Below are 18438 nucleotides of genomic sequence, written 5' to 3'. Positions count from 1 at the left end.
ATGATCGAATACACATCCACAATATTAGTGACTAAAAAACTAATTCACTTGTGGGTCCAGTGGTTCGATAATGCCTCGGCCTGTTTCATCACAAGCTCAACGGCTTCAGGAGCCTTGTCTGGCGGATATTTGTATCGCTGCAACGTTCGCCTAACCAGAATCCGTAATTTTGCCCGCACACTCTCCCGCACTTGCCAGTCCACAGTGGTGGATCTGCGCAGTTTGTCGGTGATATCAACGGCGATTTTCTTCAGGATCTCATCCCCGAGTTCGCGTACGGCGCTCTCGTTGCTAGCCAGGGCGTCGTAGAAGGCCACCTCGTCTGGATTCAGGCCGAGTCCTGCATCACGATCCAGTTCAGCCTGGAACTGTTTGGCCATGGCGATCAGCTCTTCAATGACCTGCGCGGTCTCGATGCCTCGGTTGTTGTACTTGCGCAGCGTCTCTTGTAACCGCTCTGCGTACTTCTTTTCCTGCACGACGTTATTGCGCGTTCGGGCTTTGATCTCGTCCTTAAGCAGCTTCTCAAGCAGCTCTACCGCAAAGTTCTTGTAGGGCATTTGCCGAACGTCTTCCAGGAACTCGTCGGAGAGCAATCCGATATTGGGCTTGTCCAAGCCGCAGAGGGCGAAGACATCGGTTACGCCATCCGCAATTACGGCGTTGTCCAGAATCTGCTTGAGTGCGGAGTTCTTTTCCTCTTCGGTCAGTTTTTTGTCCACGCTGGTGAACTTGGTAATAGCTGTCTTCACCTGCGCGAGGAAGGCGACTTCTTTCTGAAGTGGCTGGGCCTCATCCAGGGTGGCACACAGTGAGAATGCCTTGCTCATGGCCAGGACGGTATCCAAGAAGCGCTTCTTGCCGTCCTCCAGGCTGAGGATGTAGTTGGCGGTGGGTACAAGCAGTTTGAAGGGGTCGACCTCAAATCCGCTGTAATCGAAGCCCCTGCCTTTAGGGCCGGGAGCGAACATACCGTGAATGATGTCCAGCTTTTCCAGTAGGATGGCATAGGCTTCTTCGGCACTGTGTGTTGGCTCACCTTTGCCCTTTGCGTCGGTGTAAGTTTTCAGGGCTTGCCTAAGCTCGTTGGCGATCCCGATGTAATCCACAACCAGACCGCCAGGCTTGTCCTTAAAGACTCGGTTCACCCGAGCGATGGCCTGCATCAGGTTGTGGCCCTTCATCGGCTTATCCACGTACATGGTATGGCAGCACGGGGCATCGAAACCGGTGAGCCACATATCCCGGACAATCACCAGTTTGAGCGGGTCGTTGGTGTCCTTAAATCGCTTCTCCAGCCGCTTCTTTGTCTGCTTGTTGTGGATGTGCGGTTGCAGCAGCGCTTTGTCGGATGCTGAGCCCGTCATCACAATCTTGATGGCACCTTTTTCTGGATCGTCGTCATGCCAGTCTGGCCGCAGCTGAACGATCTCGTTGTATAGGTGAACGGCGATCTCCCGGCTCATGGCGACAATCATGGCCTTGCCATCAATCACGCTGGAGCGTGCTTCGAAGTGGGTGACAAGATCTTCTGCGATTTGTTGTAGACGAGGGCCGGACCCGACCAACTTCTCCAGTCGGCTCCATTCGCCTTTGGTTCTTTCTCGCGCGCCAACGTCCTCTTCGTCCTCAACGACCTCATCTACTTGATCGGAAAGTTCATCGATAGCATCACGATTGATGTCTAGCTTGGCGAGACGGGACTCATAGTAAATGGGTACGGTTGCGCCATCCTCCATCGCATCCTGGATGTCGTAAATAGACACGTAGTCGCCGAATACTGCCCGGGTATCTTTGTCCTCACTTTCGATGGGGGTTCCAGTGAAGCCAATGAATGAGGCATTGGGCAGCGCGTCGCGCATGTGGCGGGCATAACCGTACTTAAACTTGCCATCCTTTTTCAGGGTGGCTTTCAGGCCGTATTGGCTGCGGTGAGCTTCGTCTGATATCACCACGATGTTGTGACGGTCGTTCAGTACGGGGTGACTGGATTCATCCTCCAGCAGGGCAAACTTTTGAACCGTGGTGAAAATGATTCCACCTGATTCTCTTTCGGCCAGAAGACGGCGCAGAGCATCGCGGTCGTCGGCCTGCACCGGCTCCTGCTTTAGAAGTTCTCGGGCTGCGCTGAACGTGGCGAAGAGTTGGCCATCGAGATCATTTCGGTCGGTGACCACAATCAGGGTCGGGTTATTCATCTCCGGCTGTTGCAGCAGTTTGCCTGCGTAGCAGCACATGGAAATACTCTTGCCGGAGCCTTGAGTGTGCCAAACCACCCCCGCTTTTTTGCTGCCGGGGAGCACGCCGTCGGCGTTGGTGGTTGTCGTTTCGCCAGAGCTTCCCCCGGTCGAAGGTTGAGCGGCAATGATCGTTGCTTTTACTGCTTCTCGCACCGCATGGAATTGGTGATAACCGGCGATTTTCTTGATGAGTTTGTCTGAGTCTGATTCGAAAATAACGAAGTGGCGGATGTAATCCAGAAACAATTCCCGGCCGAAGAAGCCCCGAACCATGGTTTCCAGCTGCCGCTCCATCAAGGGCTTATCGTCTTCGTCCTTGATGGTGCGCCAGGGCATGTATCGCTCCTGGCTTGCTGTGAGAGAACCCACGCGGGCGGTCCATCCATCACTGATGATCGCGGCTTCGTTGAAGGCGAAGAGGTCGCTGACCTCATCCTTGTAAGTTTGAATCTGGTGGTAGGCATCCCAGAAGTCTGCACTGTCCGAGCTAGGGCTTTTCAGCTCTAAAACTGCTAACGGAATTCCATTGATGAAGCACACAATGTCCGGACGACGTAGTTGCTTCGAACCTTCAATGGTGAACTGATTGATGGCCCGAAAGCGGTTAGCGGTCAGATCGCCGAAATCCAGTAGAAACGCCTGATCATGAATCTCCTTGTCTTCGTTCTTGTAGCTGACCGGCACGCCGTCTAGTAGAAGGCGGTGAAACGATCGGTTGCTGACGACGGTATCCAAGCTTTCCGGTTTTTTGGCGACGGCTACAGCCTGTTCCACGGCACTTTGCGGCAGGTGAGGGTTGATGCGGCGAATTGCTGCCTCAAGGTCCGACAGAAGCAGGACTTGTTTGTAATCGGCGCGTTCTGGCGCCTCGCCATCAGGAGCCAGATCAGGTCCGTGCGCGACTTCCCAGCCACCTTCAGCGAACCATTCCAGGCATTGTTGTTCTAGTTGGTCTTCCGTCATCAGTCCGTTCCTATACCGCTCCAGCTACCTGCGACTCAGGCAAATTTAAGTATCAGTCCTCAGATGCAACTACCGTCCAAACCCGTTTAAGCGGCAGTTGGGCTTTCAGTTCGTCGTCCAGCTTGTCATAAACCGCGAAAAGTTCGTTCAACAAATCGTCCTGTGACCACAACCGTAGGCGGAAGAAGCTGCTGGCCATATCCTTCTGTACGTTTTGCTTGAAGCCTCCCCAGGCGACGAATAGGCCGTGGTCTGCGTTGAACTTGGACATGGCCCCTAAAAGCTTGTCCACGGTTGGGCGATCCACTGTGCCTGTGCCGGACTTCACCTCGACGCAAATGGTTTGGCTGCCGAACCCCATCATGCCGTTGGATGCCAGAATGTCGGCGCCACCGTCGGCCCCTTCTGGGCTTTGCCAGACCGTATAGCCCTGTGCTTTCAAGATCGACGCCACCAGGCGAGTGAGTTCATGGCCCTTAAATTTTTGCTCAATCAGAGCGACGACCTGTTGTTTCGCCAGGTCGGCAAGGTTGAACTCGACGCTGTCGTCGTCGGATATATCGTCTGCTTGCCCGCTTACAGCGTTGCCTGTGTGCTTCACAAGGGATTTAGTGCTTTCAGCTTTCCACCCGTTTTCGTACATGGCCTGCAGGCGCTCCAGCGCGTTGTTGCGGCGGATACGGCAAATGGTCATGAACGCCCCGAAGCTATAGAGCAGATCCTGGCCGAAGTGGGATCGAGGAATCTCCAAACCGAACCAATCGACTGTGCGCCAATGAAAGAATGGGTCCGGGCTTTCGGGGTTGTGGATGTAATCACCAGTGATTCGCCCGACGTAGACGACGGGCTGCTTCTTCGATGGTAGTACGACCCAATCCCCATTTTGCATGGATTTGGTAAATGCCCAGATCTGGCTGCTGTGGTTCTGGAGCCGCTTCAGCTTTTCATCCGGGTAAGCTTCTTCCAGGTGCTCAAGCAGGGACTCCCGACTGTCCAAAGCGGCCAGGTTCGCATTCAATCCATCCCAGGTCAGGTAGATGCGTCTTTCGTCCAGGAACTTTTGCTCGAACTCACCATGTGAGCCAGCACGAGTTAGCCAAAGCTCCATCAATTTTCCTCCCGAGCTGGTGCCAATGCGGGAGGAATACATGTCTTCGCTTCTGGTACGGAGAGTTCGCCGGAAAGGAGCTTGGGTAAAAGTGCCTCGCGTGTTGCCTCAAGCAGCTTTGACTCGGTGTTGTTCGAGTTGGATAAGGTATAGAACGGCTTGATTCGATCGGAGAAGCGCTGCATTAGTTTGATGGGGGGAAGCGTACAGACAAACTGCATGATCGCTTTCTTATCGCCACGGGGCATCTTCGCCCCTTTCGATGTGAGCATCATGTAATCGAAAAACTGGTCTTGATAGAGAAGGTTAAAGAGAAACTCGGTTGTGTGGTCGTGCTTGCACTTGAAGCCAAGGACATCGGGTGAGCGACCACCCTGAATATTTGCAAGCCAGATTTTCTTAAAGTAGGGCCTAATATTTGAAATCAAGATTTGCCCGGGCTCGAAGGCAGGAACTGAGGTCGAGGAGGGCAGTGAAGATGCGGTACTGATTCCCCGCTTATTTTCTAGCATGTTTTCCGTCGACACGTAAGAATCCGGCCCCAGATGTTCCGTTGAAATTCGTTCGTTCGGAAACTTCGCCACGTCATGAAGAGTTCCTGGATTCCAACCCTCGGGGACTTCCCCCAACTCACTATCCTGCATGGCCGACGGGAACAGCTCGGCGGTGGCACGGAGTTCTGTGTATTGCTCGGGCTGGTCGGTCTTCATGCGGGTTAGCTGGGCTTCTTCCTTGCTGGATACGGCCTGCATGGCGGCGAGCAGGGCGTCTTCCTCGCTGCCACCGGCTTCCAGTGCGGCGATCTTGGCTTTGACCGGCTCGAAATCGACAAACCAGCTTTTGAAGATGGCTTGAGCCATCTGTTCGAGGGTGAGGTTGATTTTGTGACTGATTTCAGCCCTTTCTTCCAAAAGTTTTAATGCCCGACCTATGTTTTTCTGAGTTTCTAGAGGTGGCAGACGAAACTCAAAGGACATTATTTTGCTTGGGGATGTGTGCTTAACAGTCGATCCGGTGGCGGAACTTACCACGTGGTGGCGGTATTCGCGAGAACGCATCAAGAAATACAGATAGAGCTTATCAAGCTCCTGACTTTTGATCTCGACAAGCCCGATACGTTGATTATGGAGATAGAGCCGACCCGAATGTTCCGGAACCAGTGCCGAGTACCCGAGGGTATCAGCCTGCTTACTGAGGTCAGTCATGGTTACTATCAAATCATCGGCTTTCAGCTTGTACCCCGCAGGAACCGGGCCGCTGTAGAATTTCAATTTGTCAGCTTTGAAGCCTCCGCCTATGGCGAAGTTCCCAGGTGTTACCAATACAGTATCCGTTGACGTATCGCTGAAAAATTCACCTTTGAAAGCGAACCCGTGTTTAATGGATATTAGGTCAACCAGTTGAACCAAAGGCCAATCAGAGCTCATATCCCAGCCCCTTAAGATTCTGCTTGATCTCAGCCTCCAGTCGCCCACTCTCAGTGAAATGTTCCCGTAACTGCCCGGTCAATCTCGCCATCTTCTCGGCAAAGGGCTCGCCATCGCCTTCCTGCTCCTGAGCACCCACATAGCGTCCCGGCGTCAGCACAAAGTCATGCTTCTTGATCTCGTCCAGGCTGGCGGATTTGCAGAATCCGGCGATATCCTCGTAACCCTCACCGCGCTGCCAGGCATGGTGTGTGTCGGCGATCTTGGCGATGTCTTCATTTGTGAAGTCCCGTAGCACCCGATCCCGCATGAAGCCCAGATTGCGGGCATCGATGAACAAGAATTCTTTTCGCCGGTCTCGCTTTTTCTCGTTGCGCACCATTCCGTTGGTTTTGTCTCGGGTTAGGAACCAAATGCACGCCGGAATCTGGGTATTGGTGAACAGCTGGCCGGGCAGGGCGACCAGGCATTCCACGAGGTCTTCTTCCACTAGCCGCTTGCGGATTTCGCCTTCGTTGTTGGTGTTGGAGCTCATGGAACCGTTGGCCAGCAGCAGGGCCATGCTGCCCGTAGGTGCCAAGTGGTGGATCATGTGTTGCATCCACGCAAAGTTGGCGTTGCCTTTTGGCGGGGTGCCGTATTTCCAGCGGCTGTCTTCGGCCAAGGACTCGCTCCACCAGTCCTTCATGTTGAACGGCGGGTTGGCCATGACGAAGTCCGCGCGCAAGTCAGGATGCTGGTCGTTGAGGAAGGTATCGCCATTCTTTTTGCCGAAGTTAAAGTCGATGCCCCGAATGGCCATGTTCATGGCGGCCAGCTTCCAGGTGGTGGGATTGGACTCTTGACCGTACACGGAGATGTGTTTTTTCTGTTCGCTGGCGTCGTAGAGCTGCTCTTTGGCGTGCTCTTCGATGAACTTGTCGCTGGAAACAAAGAAGCCACCGGAGCCCATAGCGGGGTCATAGACGCGGCCGGAGTAGGGTTCGAGCATTTCCACGATCAGGGTAACGATGCTCTTGGGGGTGTAGTACTGGCCACCCTGCTTGCCTTCAGCCAGCGCGAACTGGCCCAGAAAGTATTCGTATACATGGCCGAGGATGTCTTTGCTGTGCAGGCTAAGCTTCTCGCCGTTGAATACCGGCTTGGTGAAGGAGGTGTCGGAGAAGGTGTTGATCAGGCCCAACAGCTTGTCGTTCTCTAGCTGATACTGGCTGATGCGGTTGAGGATGCCTTTTAACTTGGTGTTGCTCTTCTCGATCTCTTCCAGGGCGTTGTCGATCAGCCAGGAGACTGAGCGCAACTTCACATCATTACCGGCATCGTCCTGCCAGAGTACAGTACCAACGGGCAAGACCGCTTTTTCTTTCAGGGTGCTCCAGCGGGCGGGCTTGGGTACCCAGAACACATTGGCTTCGCGGTAGTAATCCAGTACTTCCAGTTCTTCTATCAGCGCCTGTTGGTACTCTTCGTCGGTGTCATAGTCTTCTGGCGGAAGGTAATAAAGATCCTCGTTTTCGTCCTTGAACCGCGCCAACAGCTCTTCCTGACGTTCTTCGAAGGCATCGGACACGTACTTCAGAAAGATAAGCCCCAGCACTACGTGCTTGTAGTTGGCAGCGTCCAGGTTGGCGCGGAGTTTATCGGCGGCTTTCCAGAGTTTGTCGTCGAGGGCTTTGAGGAATTGTTGTTCCGTGTTGTTCATTGGTAGTTGAGGGCCTTGATTAGGGATTGTCCGCGCAGCGTCGCGAATTGCGGCCGAGAACAAGGGGCGAGTTCTATCCCCTTTGGTGTTGTGGAGGCCGCGTGCAAAAACGCATGAACATGGATTGTTAACTAGTCGTTATGGTGGTGTTTTACTGGAGTTGGCTCACAGAGACAAGCCAACCGACAACATGGTGGTAAATGGTAGTTCGGGGGAGATGGGCTTTACCCCGCAGGATCTGGGTGAGTCTTGCGGGTCAGGCCCGTTCTTCGCCCCGCCGTGTTGATGGCCCATAGCGTTGGCGGTCGTGCTTCAAACTTCTGTTTGCTCGTAGGCCCACCGGTACCCCGAACGCAGGCGTGCGCCTTGGGGGCAGTACCGATCCCGTGGTGCAAGACAGGCTGGGCAGGCCATCAGGTGGTTCAGAAATAGCGCATGGGCAGCTTGCCAGTTGCTTTCCCAGTCCACGTTTTTGTCGGGGTCCTCGGTGTGGCTTGGGGCAGGCCGGAGCAAGGTATCCTTGATCCATTGCGGAGCCTTCAGTGGATTTCCATCCCTCGCCATCTGTTCGAAGTAGGCTATGAGGTAATCGCGGCTGTATGCTCGCTCGGCGATAGCCTGCATGTCATCTTCCGAAACGAGCAAAAGCAGCATAAGGGGATCTGCTTGCAGGTGTTGGGCAATTTCCATCAGCACGACATTCGGGTTCAGGTTGTTTTCACCGACTGGCGCCTGCGGATGTTGCGGACTTGCAGAAAAACTCCGCGTACCCGTTTTTTCCGAGACTCTGTGGGATGCGGGAGCTCGCGGATGGTTGCAAATGGTTGCGGGAGAGTCGATGCTATCGTAACAATCCGGCGTTTTCCGCAAATCGTCCGCAGTGTGTTCAGACCGTGGTGGTGCGCTCTCCGCAGTATCCGCAGTTTCCGCAGCCGGTGAACTCCGGTTGTTTTCGTCCTTGCTTCGAATTGCCCGCATCAAATCAAACATTTTCGTCGCCCTCCACCAGCTGCCAAGCGCGAGGCTTTCGGTTGGGACCGATTGCGGTGACGACGGCATGTCCGCACTCCACTAGCAAGGCCAGGAGTGCCCGGGCGGTTTGTGCTTTTCGGTAAGCGGCGGGAAGTTTGTTGAAGTTGTTGGCGTGCAGTTCGCCCCCGTTGCGTTTGATCCAGTCAGCCAACTCCATGGCGTCGTGTTCTGCTGCACCACTTGAGGCTTCCTGCGACCGCTGAAGCATGGTTTGCAGAAAATACTGGATGATTTCTGCAGCTCGGTTGATGTGTTCCTTATCTGGAGCTGCGCCCGTTTCAACATAGCTAAGAACGGCTGCAATTCGAGCGACGTTATCGGCAGCTTTCGAGGCAAAGCCAGGGATAACGGAGAATTCACCATGGGGGCCTAACTGCTCCTCGATGGTGTCGTGTACGTTCGTCCATTGGTCATAGGCAGCCCCGTTGATCGGAAGGATGACGGGGTCTATCTCTCCGGCTTCGTCGGTTGGCAGGGACTGCCGGATCAGCTCTGATATCCTTTCCCAGAACTGGTTGATTGCCGGGTCGTGGAGTGCGCGCTCATCTCGGGGGCGATTTGCCAGAAAGCGGCTGCCGACCAGCGAGCGATCACTACAAACGAGAAAACGGGCCAAAAAGCCTTGCCCCATCATCAGCCTGTCGGACAGTACCTTGTCAGCGATCACCGGTTGTATCATCAGATGAGCAGCGAGGCGACGGCCGGCCAGAACCCCGGACTCCCCTGCGGCAGCCCTCGTTCGGGTAATCGGCTTGCCATCCCAGAGTTGGGAGAGCAGGGTGATTGTTCTGCCTTTTGCCTCGTCGGACATACCGTGGCCACTGAAGAATCCGCCACCCTCGTCGGAGAAAAGGCCTCCTGATGGCAGGGATTCCAGGAAATGTTTATAGATGCCTTCAGCTGTGGGCTCCTCCATCAAGATATGAGGCCGGCTTGGTGGTGTCGGACGATTCTTCTCTAGTTCTGCCAGATCGGATGCCAGGGCTTGCTGTTCGTCATGGGTCAAGGGTTTGGGCTTTTTGCCGTGTCCTTTGTAGCTTGCCACGATACTTTTATGGCGCATTTCATGAGCCTCCATGTCCGCCCGGTATTTCGCCATAAGGAATTCATACTCTTCCCGCCGCTCCTTCTGGTAGTCGTACACGGGTTTCATGGCGAGGTTGTCGAGCGAGCTCTTGCGCTCGCCGCTGGCCGCGATGGTGAGAAAGTACAGGCTTAAGGGGCTTATACCGATGCCCCCTTTTTGCACGTTGGCATGACCGTGGACGGCCAGTGAGGCAGCTGCGAGTACAGATTGTGCGGCCATCCCGACAGGGGCTTGGACATGATGCGCCAGGGCGGTTGCGGCGCGGCCGAGAAGTTCTCCAAGAGCCTCGACCGGATACTCGGGTGCTGGCGCTTTGCGTGTGAGGGGGATGGGGTTGGCGTCAAAGCCAGGCAATGGTGTTTGTACATTGGTTCGCGGATCAATGATTGCCATCGGGGGCTGTTTGCTCATGCTGCGCCCCCCTGCCAGTTGATCAAGTCATTGAAGTCCGATAGGTGTAGTGGAGCCGCTGGAGGCCAAGTGGGCAGAGCAAGCTTCGCACTAGCAGCCACTGCTGCTGCGTGCGCGCCCTTGGCGCCTGGGTTGCCGGGGGTTTTGCGGTCATCATCACCGCAGATAATCAGTTCTACGCTGGGCCATCGGTTCCTGGCGCCGGTTGCGACCGTCTTGAGGTTGCCGCAATCAAGGGCTGCCAGCACCAGGGCTTCCGGATGGAGTTCGGCCAGGGTGCAGCCCGTTGCGTAGCCCTCGCAAATCAGTATGCGGGCCGGGCATGCCGGGCCAGCGACAACTACGAAGTTGCCGGACTTCCTGCCACCGGCCAAAAGCCGCTTTTCCCCGGCTTCGTTTATGGTTTGCAGGCTCCAGGCTTTGCCGTAGAAGTCAGTGATGAGTAAGACGATGTTTCGCCCTATCTGGCGGGCCCCGTGGGCCTGAATACCTTTGCGTCGAAGGTAGGGATGATTTGGGGCAGCGGGTGAGCTGGCGTGCCAGAGGCGAGCGGCTTTTGCGGCCACTCGCTCCCATTGGCGGATCTGTTTTGCCTTTCTGGTCTCACGGGCTTCGTGGATGCGGTGTTGCAGTCTCTGCTTTTCGGCTGCGGTAAGGCTGCTTGTGGTTCCGGCAATCCACTTGGTTTCGGCCCCGCTACTCCAGTCTCCAGCGATCACCACATGCGGAAGACCGCGATCATGGTAAGCAATCAGCCAGCCGTTTTTGTGGCGTGGTTTTCCAGCAGTAGCGAATCGTATCACTTCGCCGTCGGTGATCTGTATGCGGGCCATCAAGGCATCAACATCGACCGGCGTTATATCCGCTTGCAGCAGCGTTGCATGAATGGATGCTAAGCAATCGGCACAACTGCGTACCGTGCGTGTTTCTGGCTGTGTACTGTTATACTTGTGCCGGGTCAGGCGCTTTGCTGCTTCGGTGGCGGGCGCTTTTTTCATGCCTGGCCCTCCATCATCCGGTCTGCAATCCATTGACGGATTACAGACTCCGGCCACGCCACGGCACGTGCCCCGATTTTTACGGGTTTAGGAAAGGTTCCGTTGGCCATCCCTTCATAGATCGCACTGCGGCTGCGACCGGTGATGGCTTCGACTTCGGGGCGGCGAAGCATGCGTTCGATCTGAGGTTGGATGTTTTCTGCGGCTTGAAAAACTTCGGTCATTGAGGATTACCCCTTGGTTCCCGTTGGATGTGGGGTAATCCTCGCCTTGCCGGAGAGGCCTGCACAGGTGTAGGGGGTGCAGGGGTGGGGGTGGTGACCGGGCTCTTGGGCCTTTAGTTGTCTGAGCTGAAGGGGGTATAGGGGTAAATTTACCACCCCTTATCTATCGCCCAGTCCGGTTTGGCAAATGTTGAGCCTGCGTCTGCAAGTTTTGCACTCAATCCCTGCTCCATAAGCCAAGCCTTTACATCCTCCTTTTTGGGGCAGTCTTGCCTTTCGTTGCGGTTTGCGTTTTTCCAATACTTCAGGTGTGCAAGAATCAGCGCTTCGATCTGAGACGGTAGCTCGGATCTGTCAAAGTTTATATTGGGGTTACTCTTCGCGTTATTTGCCGAACCAATTAAACGATTCAGCTCATCGCGTCGGATTACTAACACTCCATGCTTGGGTAGGTCACAGGTAGCGTGAAACTTGCCTGGAATGGCCTCGTGGAAAAGTCTCACCCATCTATTTTCGCTTGGCGCCTTCAATATTATCCCGTTAAGGCAGTTTTTTAGACGGTAGGGGGTTACCCCCTCAATTTCAGTGTCTGGCCACGGTTCCATAAAGGTCCAAGATTCCATGCCAACCATGGCTAGATCCCAGACCCCCGTGATCGGCTCAAGAGCGTCCAACTTGAGTTCCAGCAAGCCGCTGCGGTCCGGCAGTAGTTCATGGCTAAAAAGTATCGGATCATCGGTAGACTTTGCGGCAGCTTTGTCTGTAAGCCCCGGCGCTGATTCACGCTGGCAATCCCCTGGCAGGGATCCATCCGTGTGGATTTGAGTTAGATCGGGAACATGAATTCGGTTCTGTTCATGGAAGCTTAGATGCGGAGTGATTGGTTTTCGTCCTCCCCTTCGGGCGTTAAGTTCACGATATTCCTGCTTGGAAAGCACCTTACCTGCCGCAGCCAAGTATTCGTGTTCAAGATAGAGTGATCCGATCAGCTTTCCCTGATTGATAAGTGCGATTAGTTCAGCCTCGGAGACGTCCTCTTCAAGGACCGTGGTGCAGTATTCCGCTGCCTCGTCTAACGGAAACCACTCTTTCAGACTTGCTAGCTTTGGTGACATAGGGATTCTTTTGGTGCCTCTTGTTCGGGAATCCGCGTCAGGCGGCCGAAGTGGGTGTCCACTCTGCTCCCGCCGGGATTCTGTAGTTATACTTTTTCCGCCCGGTGAATCGGGGTGACGTTTTTATTGGTAGCCTTTAATCCGTCCAGATAGTCAGCCCATTTCTTCATCATGGTCCGGCGTTCGGGAAGCCAGGTGGTGCGGTTATATGCTCTGCCATGCACGTCCCGTACACGGTGCGCTAGCTGCATTTCGATAATCTCGGTTGGGAAGCCTAAGCGCTCAGCTAGCACGGTTCTGGCCATGGCACGGAAACCGTGTGGGGTCATGATGTCTCGGAGCTCCATGCGTTTCAGGGCAGAGTTGATTCCGTTATCGCTCATAGGTCGTTTCCGGCTATGGCCGTTCGGAAACACCCATTCCGATTTGCCGTTGATCTCGTGAAGCTCATGCAGGATCTCTACGACTTGCCTCGCCAATGGAACGATGAAGGCTTCGCCATTTTTGGTCTTCTCCCGAGCCCAGGTCGCGTCCTCCCAGTCAATTTCATCCCAGCGCATGGTTCGAAGCTCACCCGGACGCAGGAAAACATAAGGTGACATATTCAATGCCAGGCGCACGGTTGGCGTTCCCCAATAGCCGTCTATCAGGTTCAGCAATTTAGCGATTTCATCGGGCGTGACGATGGCGGCATGATGTTTCGGTTTGGACGGGGGAAGAATGCCTCGCAGATCGCCGGTTACGTCCCGTCGCGCGCAGCCTATGCTCACGGCATACCGAAAGATCTGCCCGATGAGGGTTTTTACCCGATGGGCGCTTTCCAGGTGGCCAGCTTTTTCGATGTCCCGAAGGACCGCCAGCACGTCCGTTGGTTCGACCTCAGCGATGGGCTGTCGGCCAAGTTTGGGGTACGCATACATTTCCAGGCGGCGTTCATTTCGTCCTGACGTTGTTTCGCCCACTGATTTTTTGTGCACGTGTTCCAGCCATTCCTCCGCGACCGCTTTAAACGTGTTGGTGGCTGTCTGGATACGCTCGGTCTTGATTGAACTGCGGTGCGTCATGGGGTCGATACTGTCTGCCAGCAGGCGTTTGGCTTCATCCCGTTTGGTTCGGGCTTCCTTGAGCGATATCGAGGGGTAAACACCAAGGGCAAGAAGTTTCTCCTTTCCCCCGAATCGGTACTTCATTCGCCAGTACCGACCCGCTTTTTGGACGTCCAAATACAGACCACCGCCATCGGCCAGCTTGGTTCGTTTGCCGAATTTTTCGAACGAAGCGTGTTTGATGGTGTTTTTTGTTAGCTTATTCATGGTTCTGCTCACGGCCTAGTCTCCATGCTGGGGCGCGCAGTTTGGGGGTATGTGTTCTGGTGATCCCCATATGTACCCCCAAAGATACCCCCGGGTGGGGCAGGATTCCAGTGGAAGAATGCGGATGTGTCGGGAAGATATAAACGAAAAAAGCCCCGAGTTTCGGGGCTTTCTGTGAGGTTTTGAATTCCGGGAGGGTCCCGTCAATTCCTAATTTGGTGGAGACGGCGGGAATTGAACCCGCGTCCGCCAGCACTAGGCCTTGAGATCTACATGCTTAGTGTCCTTCTATTGATTTAACCTCAAGCGACCCGAAGGTCAGGGTGCAAGAGGCGATCCCTTTTAATCTTAGCCGCTAGCCAGTGGGATCTGATTAGCGGAGCATCCTGTTAGCGATGACGTCCCGGGATGTTGCTACTAGGTTACAGGCATCCTAGCCGGGACGACTGGCAGGCCCTTAGGCCGCCAGTGCGTAGTTTTCGTCGTTTGCGACTATTTAATTGCAGCTTTTGATTTACGAGATTGGCTGCCATCTCGACATGCACCCAAGGGTTCGTCACCAGCGTCGAAGCCATGTCGTCCCCTTATGCTCAGTATATGTGTCCGGTTTGTTGTACTTCAAGGCTTCTTTTTGCTCAGGCGGTGTTTTGCGCCTGTAGTTGTACCTATGTCTGAAGGCTGGAGAGGTGGGCCGTCCGTTGGCCCCGTCCTCAGTATTTCCCGTTCAAATTCTAGCTTTGGAAAGCTTGTCCCGGAGGCTCCTGGCCCATCGCCAGGGAGCCGGTGAACAGATGCTGTCGCTTCTCTTGCAGAGGGTGGAAGTGGGACGCCATCACATCTCGCAGCAGGCTCTCGATGCCGAAGTCGCGCAGGTAGCCGGGGCCGCCGCAGGCTTCCACAGCCTTCATGGCGGTTTCCTTGCACGCAGCCGCCGCTATGGTCTTGCGCTTGATCATCTCATTCACGGTGGCCAGGTCAGCTGTGAAGTTGAAGTCGTCGGTGATGGCGACCATGTCTTTCACCATCACGTCGGCGGTGGTGAGTGCGTTTTCCATTTCACCCAGCAAATAGGGCGTGACCGGATCAGTGCTTTGCGTGCAGCGTTCCCGGGCCTTGGCGGCGGCCTTCTTGGCGATGCCCAGATAGACCGACATGATCAGTGGCAGGGCAACGGGCAGAACGACTGACCACATGGCGTGGTACTCGCCGCGGGGCCGGCGGGCGGCGATGGTTTCTTCGGGTATGAACACGTCTTTCATGATGACCGAGTTGGAACCCGATCCGCGCATACCCATGGGGCGCCAGTTATCCAGGATTTTCACCCCTTCCGCTCTGGTGGATACCGGGAAGTGGAACACCATCCAGCCGCCTTCGGGGTCTTCGTAGGGCGCGGAGGTCACAAAGACGTCACCGCCGGGGGACCCGCTGGCAAAGTGCTTGGTGGCGGACATCAGGTAGCCGCCCTCGGTCTTGGTCAGTGTGCCACTGGATGCCAGCCAGTCGCCGGCCCCGGTGGAGATCAGGGCCAGTTCGCTGGCCGCGACTTTTTCCAGCAGTGCCTTACCGGGCCGGCCATGGATGTGGTTGAAGCGATTGGCGGCGACGATGTGCTGATGCATGGACAGTGACAGGGTGGTAGCGGGATGCATTCCCGCCAGGTGCTGAAGCAGTTGGCACATTTGCGGGTAGCTGGCACCACCGCCGCCCAGATCCTCGGGCACGAGTGCTGAGAAGATCTTTTGCTGCTTAAGGAGCTGGTAGTTCTCCACAGAAAAACGGTCGCTGTTATCGGCTTCCTGACCGTTGGCGGCATAGATGTGGGCCATGCTTTCAATGCGATCATAGAGTTGGGTTGACTGTTTCATTGTCGTTCTCCGTCTGAGGTTATTTGTGTTTTTTTATTAGGCGGCCGTTTGTTGGGCCGTGTTCTGGTGATCGGTGAGTCCGGTAAATCGACCTTGTTCAAACACCAGTGGGGCTTGATCAGAGTGTTGGAAGTGCCTGACCTTGCCCACCAGCATGAGGTGGTCGCCTACGGGCATCCGCCGGTAGGTTTCGCAATCCAGAATCGCGATCGCATCGGTAATGGCGGGTGCGAATTGGGCTTCGGGGTGGGAGTAATCGACGTTGCTGAACTTGTCGGCGCCGCGGGTGGCAAACAATGTGGCGATTGCCGCCTGGCTGGCGCTGAGGAAGGAAAGCGTGAATCCTTTGCTGTGGTAGTAGCTGCTATAGTTTGGAGAGCGATCATCAATGCAGATGCTGACCAGCGCCGGGCTCAGTGACAGCGAGCAAAAGCTGTTGATGGTCATTCCGATGTAGTGCCCGTTTTCGTGCTGCATGGTGACAACCGCTACCCCGGTGGGATAGCGACCGAGCACGCGTCGGTACAGTTTGCTGTCTACGGTGTTGATGGGTGAGTGACACATGACAAGAACCTCGGGTTGTTTGATCTGTCAGTGTCACTATAGGGCTGGGGTGTTGGCCGGAATACTTCACGAACAGTAGTAACCCACTACAAAATCAGTAGTAACCCACTACTGTATTTGTACTTGTCTATTTACCGATTCCGGCGCCCCGGCAGGAGGGATTCGGACCCATGAGTAACACCCAATTCTGTCCCCTTACCAAAGCCATGGATATTCTGGGCGAACGCTGGACGTTGTTGCTGGTCCGGGAGTTGGTGCTCGGGTCCACTCGATTCAATCAGTTCCAGAGGGGGCTGCGGATAATGTCTCCGAGCTTACTGACTCGTCGCCTCAATATGCTCGTTGATGAAGGGCTGGTGATTAAGAAGAAAATCCCCGGCCAGAAAGGGTATGAGTATTTCCCGTCCCAGTGCTGCATGGAGTTGATGCCCGTTATCGAACAGTTATCCCAGTGGGGAATGCGCTGGGCGAGAGGGCAGATGGATGAGAATGACTACGACCTTGATCTGCTGATGCTCCACTTGCCGCGGCATATTGATGTGGAGAAGCTAGTGGGGCGCGAGACCATCATCCGCTTTAACTTCGAGGATGTGGACGTGTTCCCAACGTGGTGGTTGGTGGTGGAAGGCTCGGAAGTGGATGTCTGCGTGCACGACCCGGGCAAGGAAGTGGATGTCTACCTGAACACCAGTCTTAAAACCCTGACCGAAATATGGATGGGGGACACCAGCTATCGGGAAGCGATTTCGGATCATAAGCTGAAAGCCGTGGGGGCCTCGGCATTGACCCGAAACCTGGAAAACTGGATGCCGGTTGGCCCCTTTGCCGGTGTCCGTCCTGCCGAGATGTCCCACAGATAGTGCTCTGCTGAGGCTCGGCCTGGTGGTTGGCCATACTCGCCAGTGTTAACCGGCCTTCTGGCTGATCAGGCTTTCCCGTCCCGCCAAGGCCGCATAGCTGAGTGCCTTGAAACTCTCCTGAAAGTGAGCAATGACCTCGTCCGGATCGGCGTGGATGTTCTTGTCCAGAGTAACGCCAAACTGCACTGTTCCCGCATAGCTGAACACGCTCAATCCGATGCCAATGGTGCCGCTTTGCGGTACCCAGAACATGGGCTGGGTGATTTTGCCGCCAGCAAAGTACAGCGGCTCTTTCGGGCCGGGTACGTTGGTCAGGACCGCGGAGGCCTTGTTGCTCAGCAGATCCAGCGCCCGGCGTTCGAGAATGTCCGGGCCGCGGCCAAACAGGTCTAGCAGACTGTAAGTGACCTGTGCCTGGTAGGAATGCTTGAGCCGGTTCATGTTTTCGCGCACCTGATTGAAGCACATGATGGGGTCTTGCACTTCCACTGGCAACGGCACGATGACCAGTCCGAATTTATTGCCCAAGGTCTGGATGGGCTGGTCCAGCGGGCGAAGATTGAACGGCACGGCAACGCGCAGGCCACACTCGGGAATGGGTTCTTTCCGAGCCTTGAAGTGGCGTTGAAGGGCGCAGGTAACGGTGCTCATCAGCACGTCATTGATGGTGCCGCCGAGTGCTTTCGCGCAGGCTTTTACTTCGGCCAGATCCAGCGGTTCGGCCCAGGCGACATGCTTGCGGCCACTCAGCGGTTGACGCAACCCGGTGTCTGGTTCGAACGGCGCGAGGCCGAGCTTGAGCAGGTCCGTGGTAATACTCCCGGCGGCCGAGAGCAGTTTTAACGGGTAGTTGGGTTCTTTGCGAATGGAATCAACGAACAGGGCAGCCTGTTCGGCGGCCATCAGCGTGCTGTCGACCGCACGGTGCAGGGCTTTGTGGAGTCGCGATTCGGCGGGCTGCGCTGGCGCTTTGCTTTGGGCTGTGCGCTTGAGTCGGGGCTCGGGGGTTTGATCCGCCAGGGAGAGCATCACCCGGACCAGGGAAATACCATCGGCGATGCAATGGTGAACCCTGAGCAGCACGGCACTGCCGGATTCGTAATTGTCGATGTAATGCATTTGCCACAGTGGCCGGCGAAAATCGAGTGCGCTGCTGTTGAGGTCACTGACCAGGGACTGCAACTCGGCTTTACCGGCGTTGCCGGGAAGGGCGATCTGGTGCAGGTGATTGTCGATGTGAAAGAGGGGGTCTTCCTGCCAGTAGGCGCGTTCACCCTTGTCGATCACGCGCTGTCGAAAGCGGTCGAAGCACAACAGGCGCTGCTCTATGGTGCGTTTGAGGCGGCTGAGCGATATCGGCCGATCCAGCGCCAGAACGCCGCAGATCATCATGGGGTTCTCGGGCGAATCCATGCGCAACCAGGCGCGATCCACGGACGTCATCGGTGTTCTTGTTGTTGACATACGCACTCCCTTTGCGAGGCATCCGGTGGCCCGAGTATAGAACCCAATGTCGGGCCCGCAAAGAG

The 18438-nt window shown here is 55.5% G+C and carries 14 protein-coding genes and 1 other RNA gene; 1 reads left to right on the top strand and 14 read right to left on the bottom strand.

The window, feature by feature from the left end; all coding sequences use genetic code 11:
- Positions 1-44 precede the first annotated feature (44 nt).
- From LPB19_RS01255 to LPB19_RS01195, 13 genes are all read right to left on the bottom strand, one after another.
- Positions 45-3203 carry a type I restriction endonuclease subunit R gene (locus LPB19_RS01255; protein ID WP_206644286.1) on the bottom strand — a complete coding sequence of 1053 codons (3159 nt, stop codon included), beginning with the start codon at positions 3201-3203 and terminating at the stop codon, positions 45-47.
- 52 nt (positions 3204-3255) lie between these two features.
- Positions 3256-4311, bottom strand: coding sequence for a restriction endonuclease (locus tag LPB19_RS01250; protein ID WP_206644285.1), 1056 nt, complete (start codon positions 4309-4311; stop codon positions 3256-3258).
- On the bottom strand, positions 4311-5738 hold the full coding sequence (locus LPB19_RS01245) for a restriction endonuclease subunit S (RefSeq protein WP_206644284.1): 1428 nt from the start codon (positions 5736-5738) through the stop codon (positions 4311-4313). The genes LPB19_RS01250 and LPB19_RS01245 overlap by 1 nt, the downstream gene beginning before the upstream one ends.
- Entirely contained in the window at positions 5728-7440 is a 1713-nt protein-coding gene (locus tag LPB19_RS01240; protein ID WP_206644283.1) for a class I SAM-dependent DNA methyltransferase, read from the bottom strand. The genes LPB19_RS01245 and LPB19_RS01240 overlap by 11 nt, the downstream gene beginning before the upstream one ends.
- Before the next feature lie 312 nt (positions 7441-7752).
- Positions 7753-8094, bottom strand: coding sequence for a hypothetical protein (locus LPB19_RS01235; RefSeq protein ID WP_206644282.1), 342 nt, complete (start codon positions 8092-8094; stop codon positions 7753-7755).
- A 328-nt stretch (positions 8095-8422) separates the two neighbouring features.
- Positions 8423-9970, bottom strand: coding sequence for a YfjI family protein (locus tag LPB19_RS01230; RefSeq protein WP_206644281.1), 1548 nt, complete (start codon positions 9968-9970; stop codon positions 8423-8425).
- Positions 9967-10968 (bottom strand): toprim domain-containing protein, encoded by a 1002-nt coding sequence (locus tag LPB19_RS01225; RefSeq protein WP_206644280.1) that lies wholly within the window; start codon positions 10966-10968, stop codon positions 9967-9969. The genes LPB19_RS01230 and LPB19_RS01225 overlap by 4 nt, the downstream gene beginning before the upstream one ends.
- Positions 10965-11192, bottom strand: coding sequence for a helix-turn-helix transcriptional regulator (locus tag LPB19_RS01220; protein WP_206644279.1), 228 nt, complete (start codon positions 11190-11192; stop codon positions 10965-10967). Before LPB19_RS01220 ends, LPB19_RS01225 begins: the two co-directional genes overlap by 4 nt.
- Before the next feature lie 149 nt (positions 11193-11341).
- Entirely contained in the window at positions 11342-12307 is a 966-nt protein-coding gene (locus LPB19_RS01215) for a hypothetical protein (RefSeq protein ID WP_206644278.1), read from the bottom strand.
- A gap of 86 nt (positions 12308-12393) precedes the next feature.
- Entirely contained in the window at positions 12394-13620 is a 1227-nt protein-coding gene (locus LPB19_RS01210; RefSeq protein ID WP_228289165.1) for a tyrosine-type recombinase/integrase, read from the bottom strand.
- A 216-nt stretch (positions 13621-13836) separates the two neighbouring features.
- Positions 13837-14204, bottom strand: a transfer-messenger RNA (tmRNA) gene (gene ssrA, locus LPB19_RS01205).
- 147 nt (positions 14205-14351) lie between these two features.
- Positions 14352-15485 (bottom strand): acyl-CoA dehydrogenase family protein, encoded by a 1134-nt coding sequence (locus LPB19_RS01200; RefSeq protein ID WP_206644276.1) that lies wholly within the window; start codon positions 15483-15485, stop codon positions 14352-14354.
- A 36-nt stretch (positions 15486-15521) separates the two neighbouring features.
- On the bottom strand, positions 15522-16049 hold the full coding sequence (locus tag LPB19_RS01195) for a flavin reductase family protein (protein WP_206644275.1): 528 nt from the start codon (positions 16047-16049) through the stop codon (positions 15522-15524).
- 170 nt (positions 16050-16219) lie between these two features.
- Here LPB19_RS01195 and LPB19_RS01190 point away from each other — a divergent pair, with 170 nt between their 5' ends.
- Complete coding sequence (locus LPB19_RS01190; protein WP_206644274.1) at positions 16220-16909, top strand: winged helix-turn-helix transcriptional regulator; 690 nt, start codon at positions 16220-16222, stop codon at positions 16907-16909.
- A gap of 45 nt (positions 16910-16954) precedes the next feature.
- Here LPB19_RS01190 and LPB19_RS01185 read toward each other — a convergent pair whose 3' ends face one another.
- Positions 16955-18373, bottom strand: coding sequence for a WS/DGAT/MGAT family O-acyltransferase (locus LPB19_RS01185; RefSeq protein WP_206644273.1), 1419 nt, complete (start codon positions 18371-18373; stop codon positions 16955-16957).
- Positions 18374-18438: the final 65 nt, after the last annotated feature.

This window comes from Marinobacter salinisoli, assembly GCF_017301335.1.
Lineage (GTDB): Bacteria > Pseudomonadota > Gammaproteobacteria > Pseudomonadales > Oleiphilaceae > Marinobacter > Marinobacter salinisoli.
Note: the sequence above shows the minus strand (reverse complement) of the source record. Positions and strands in the feature narration are given on the sequence as shown.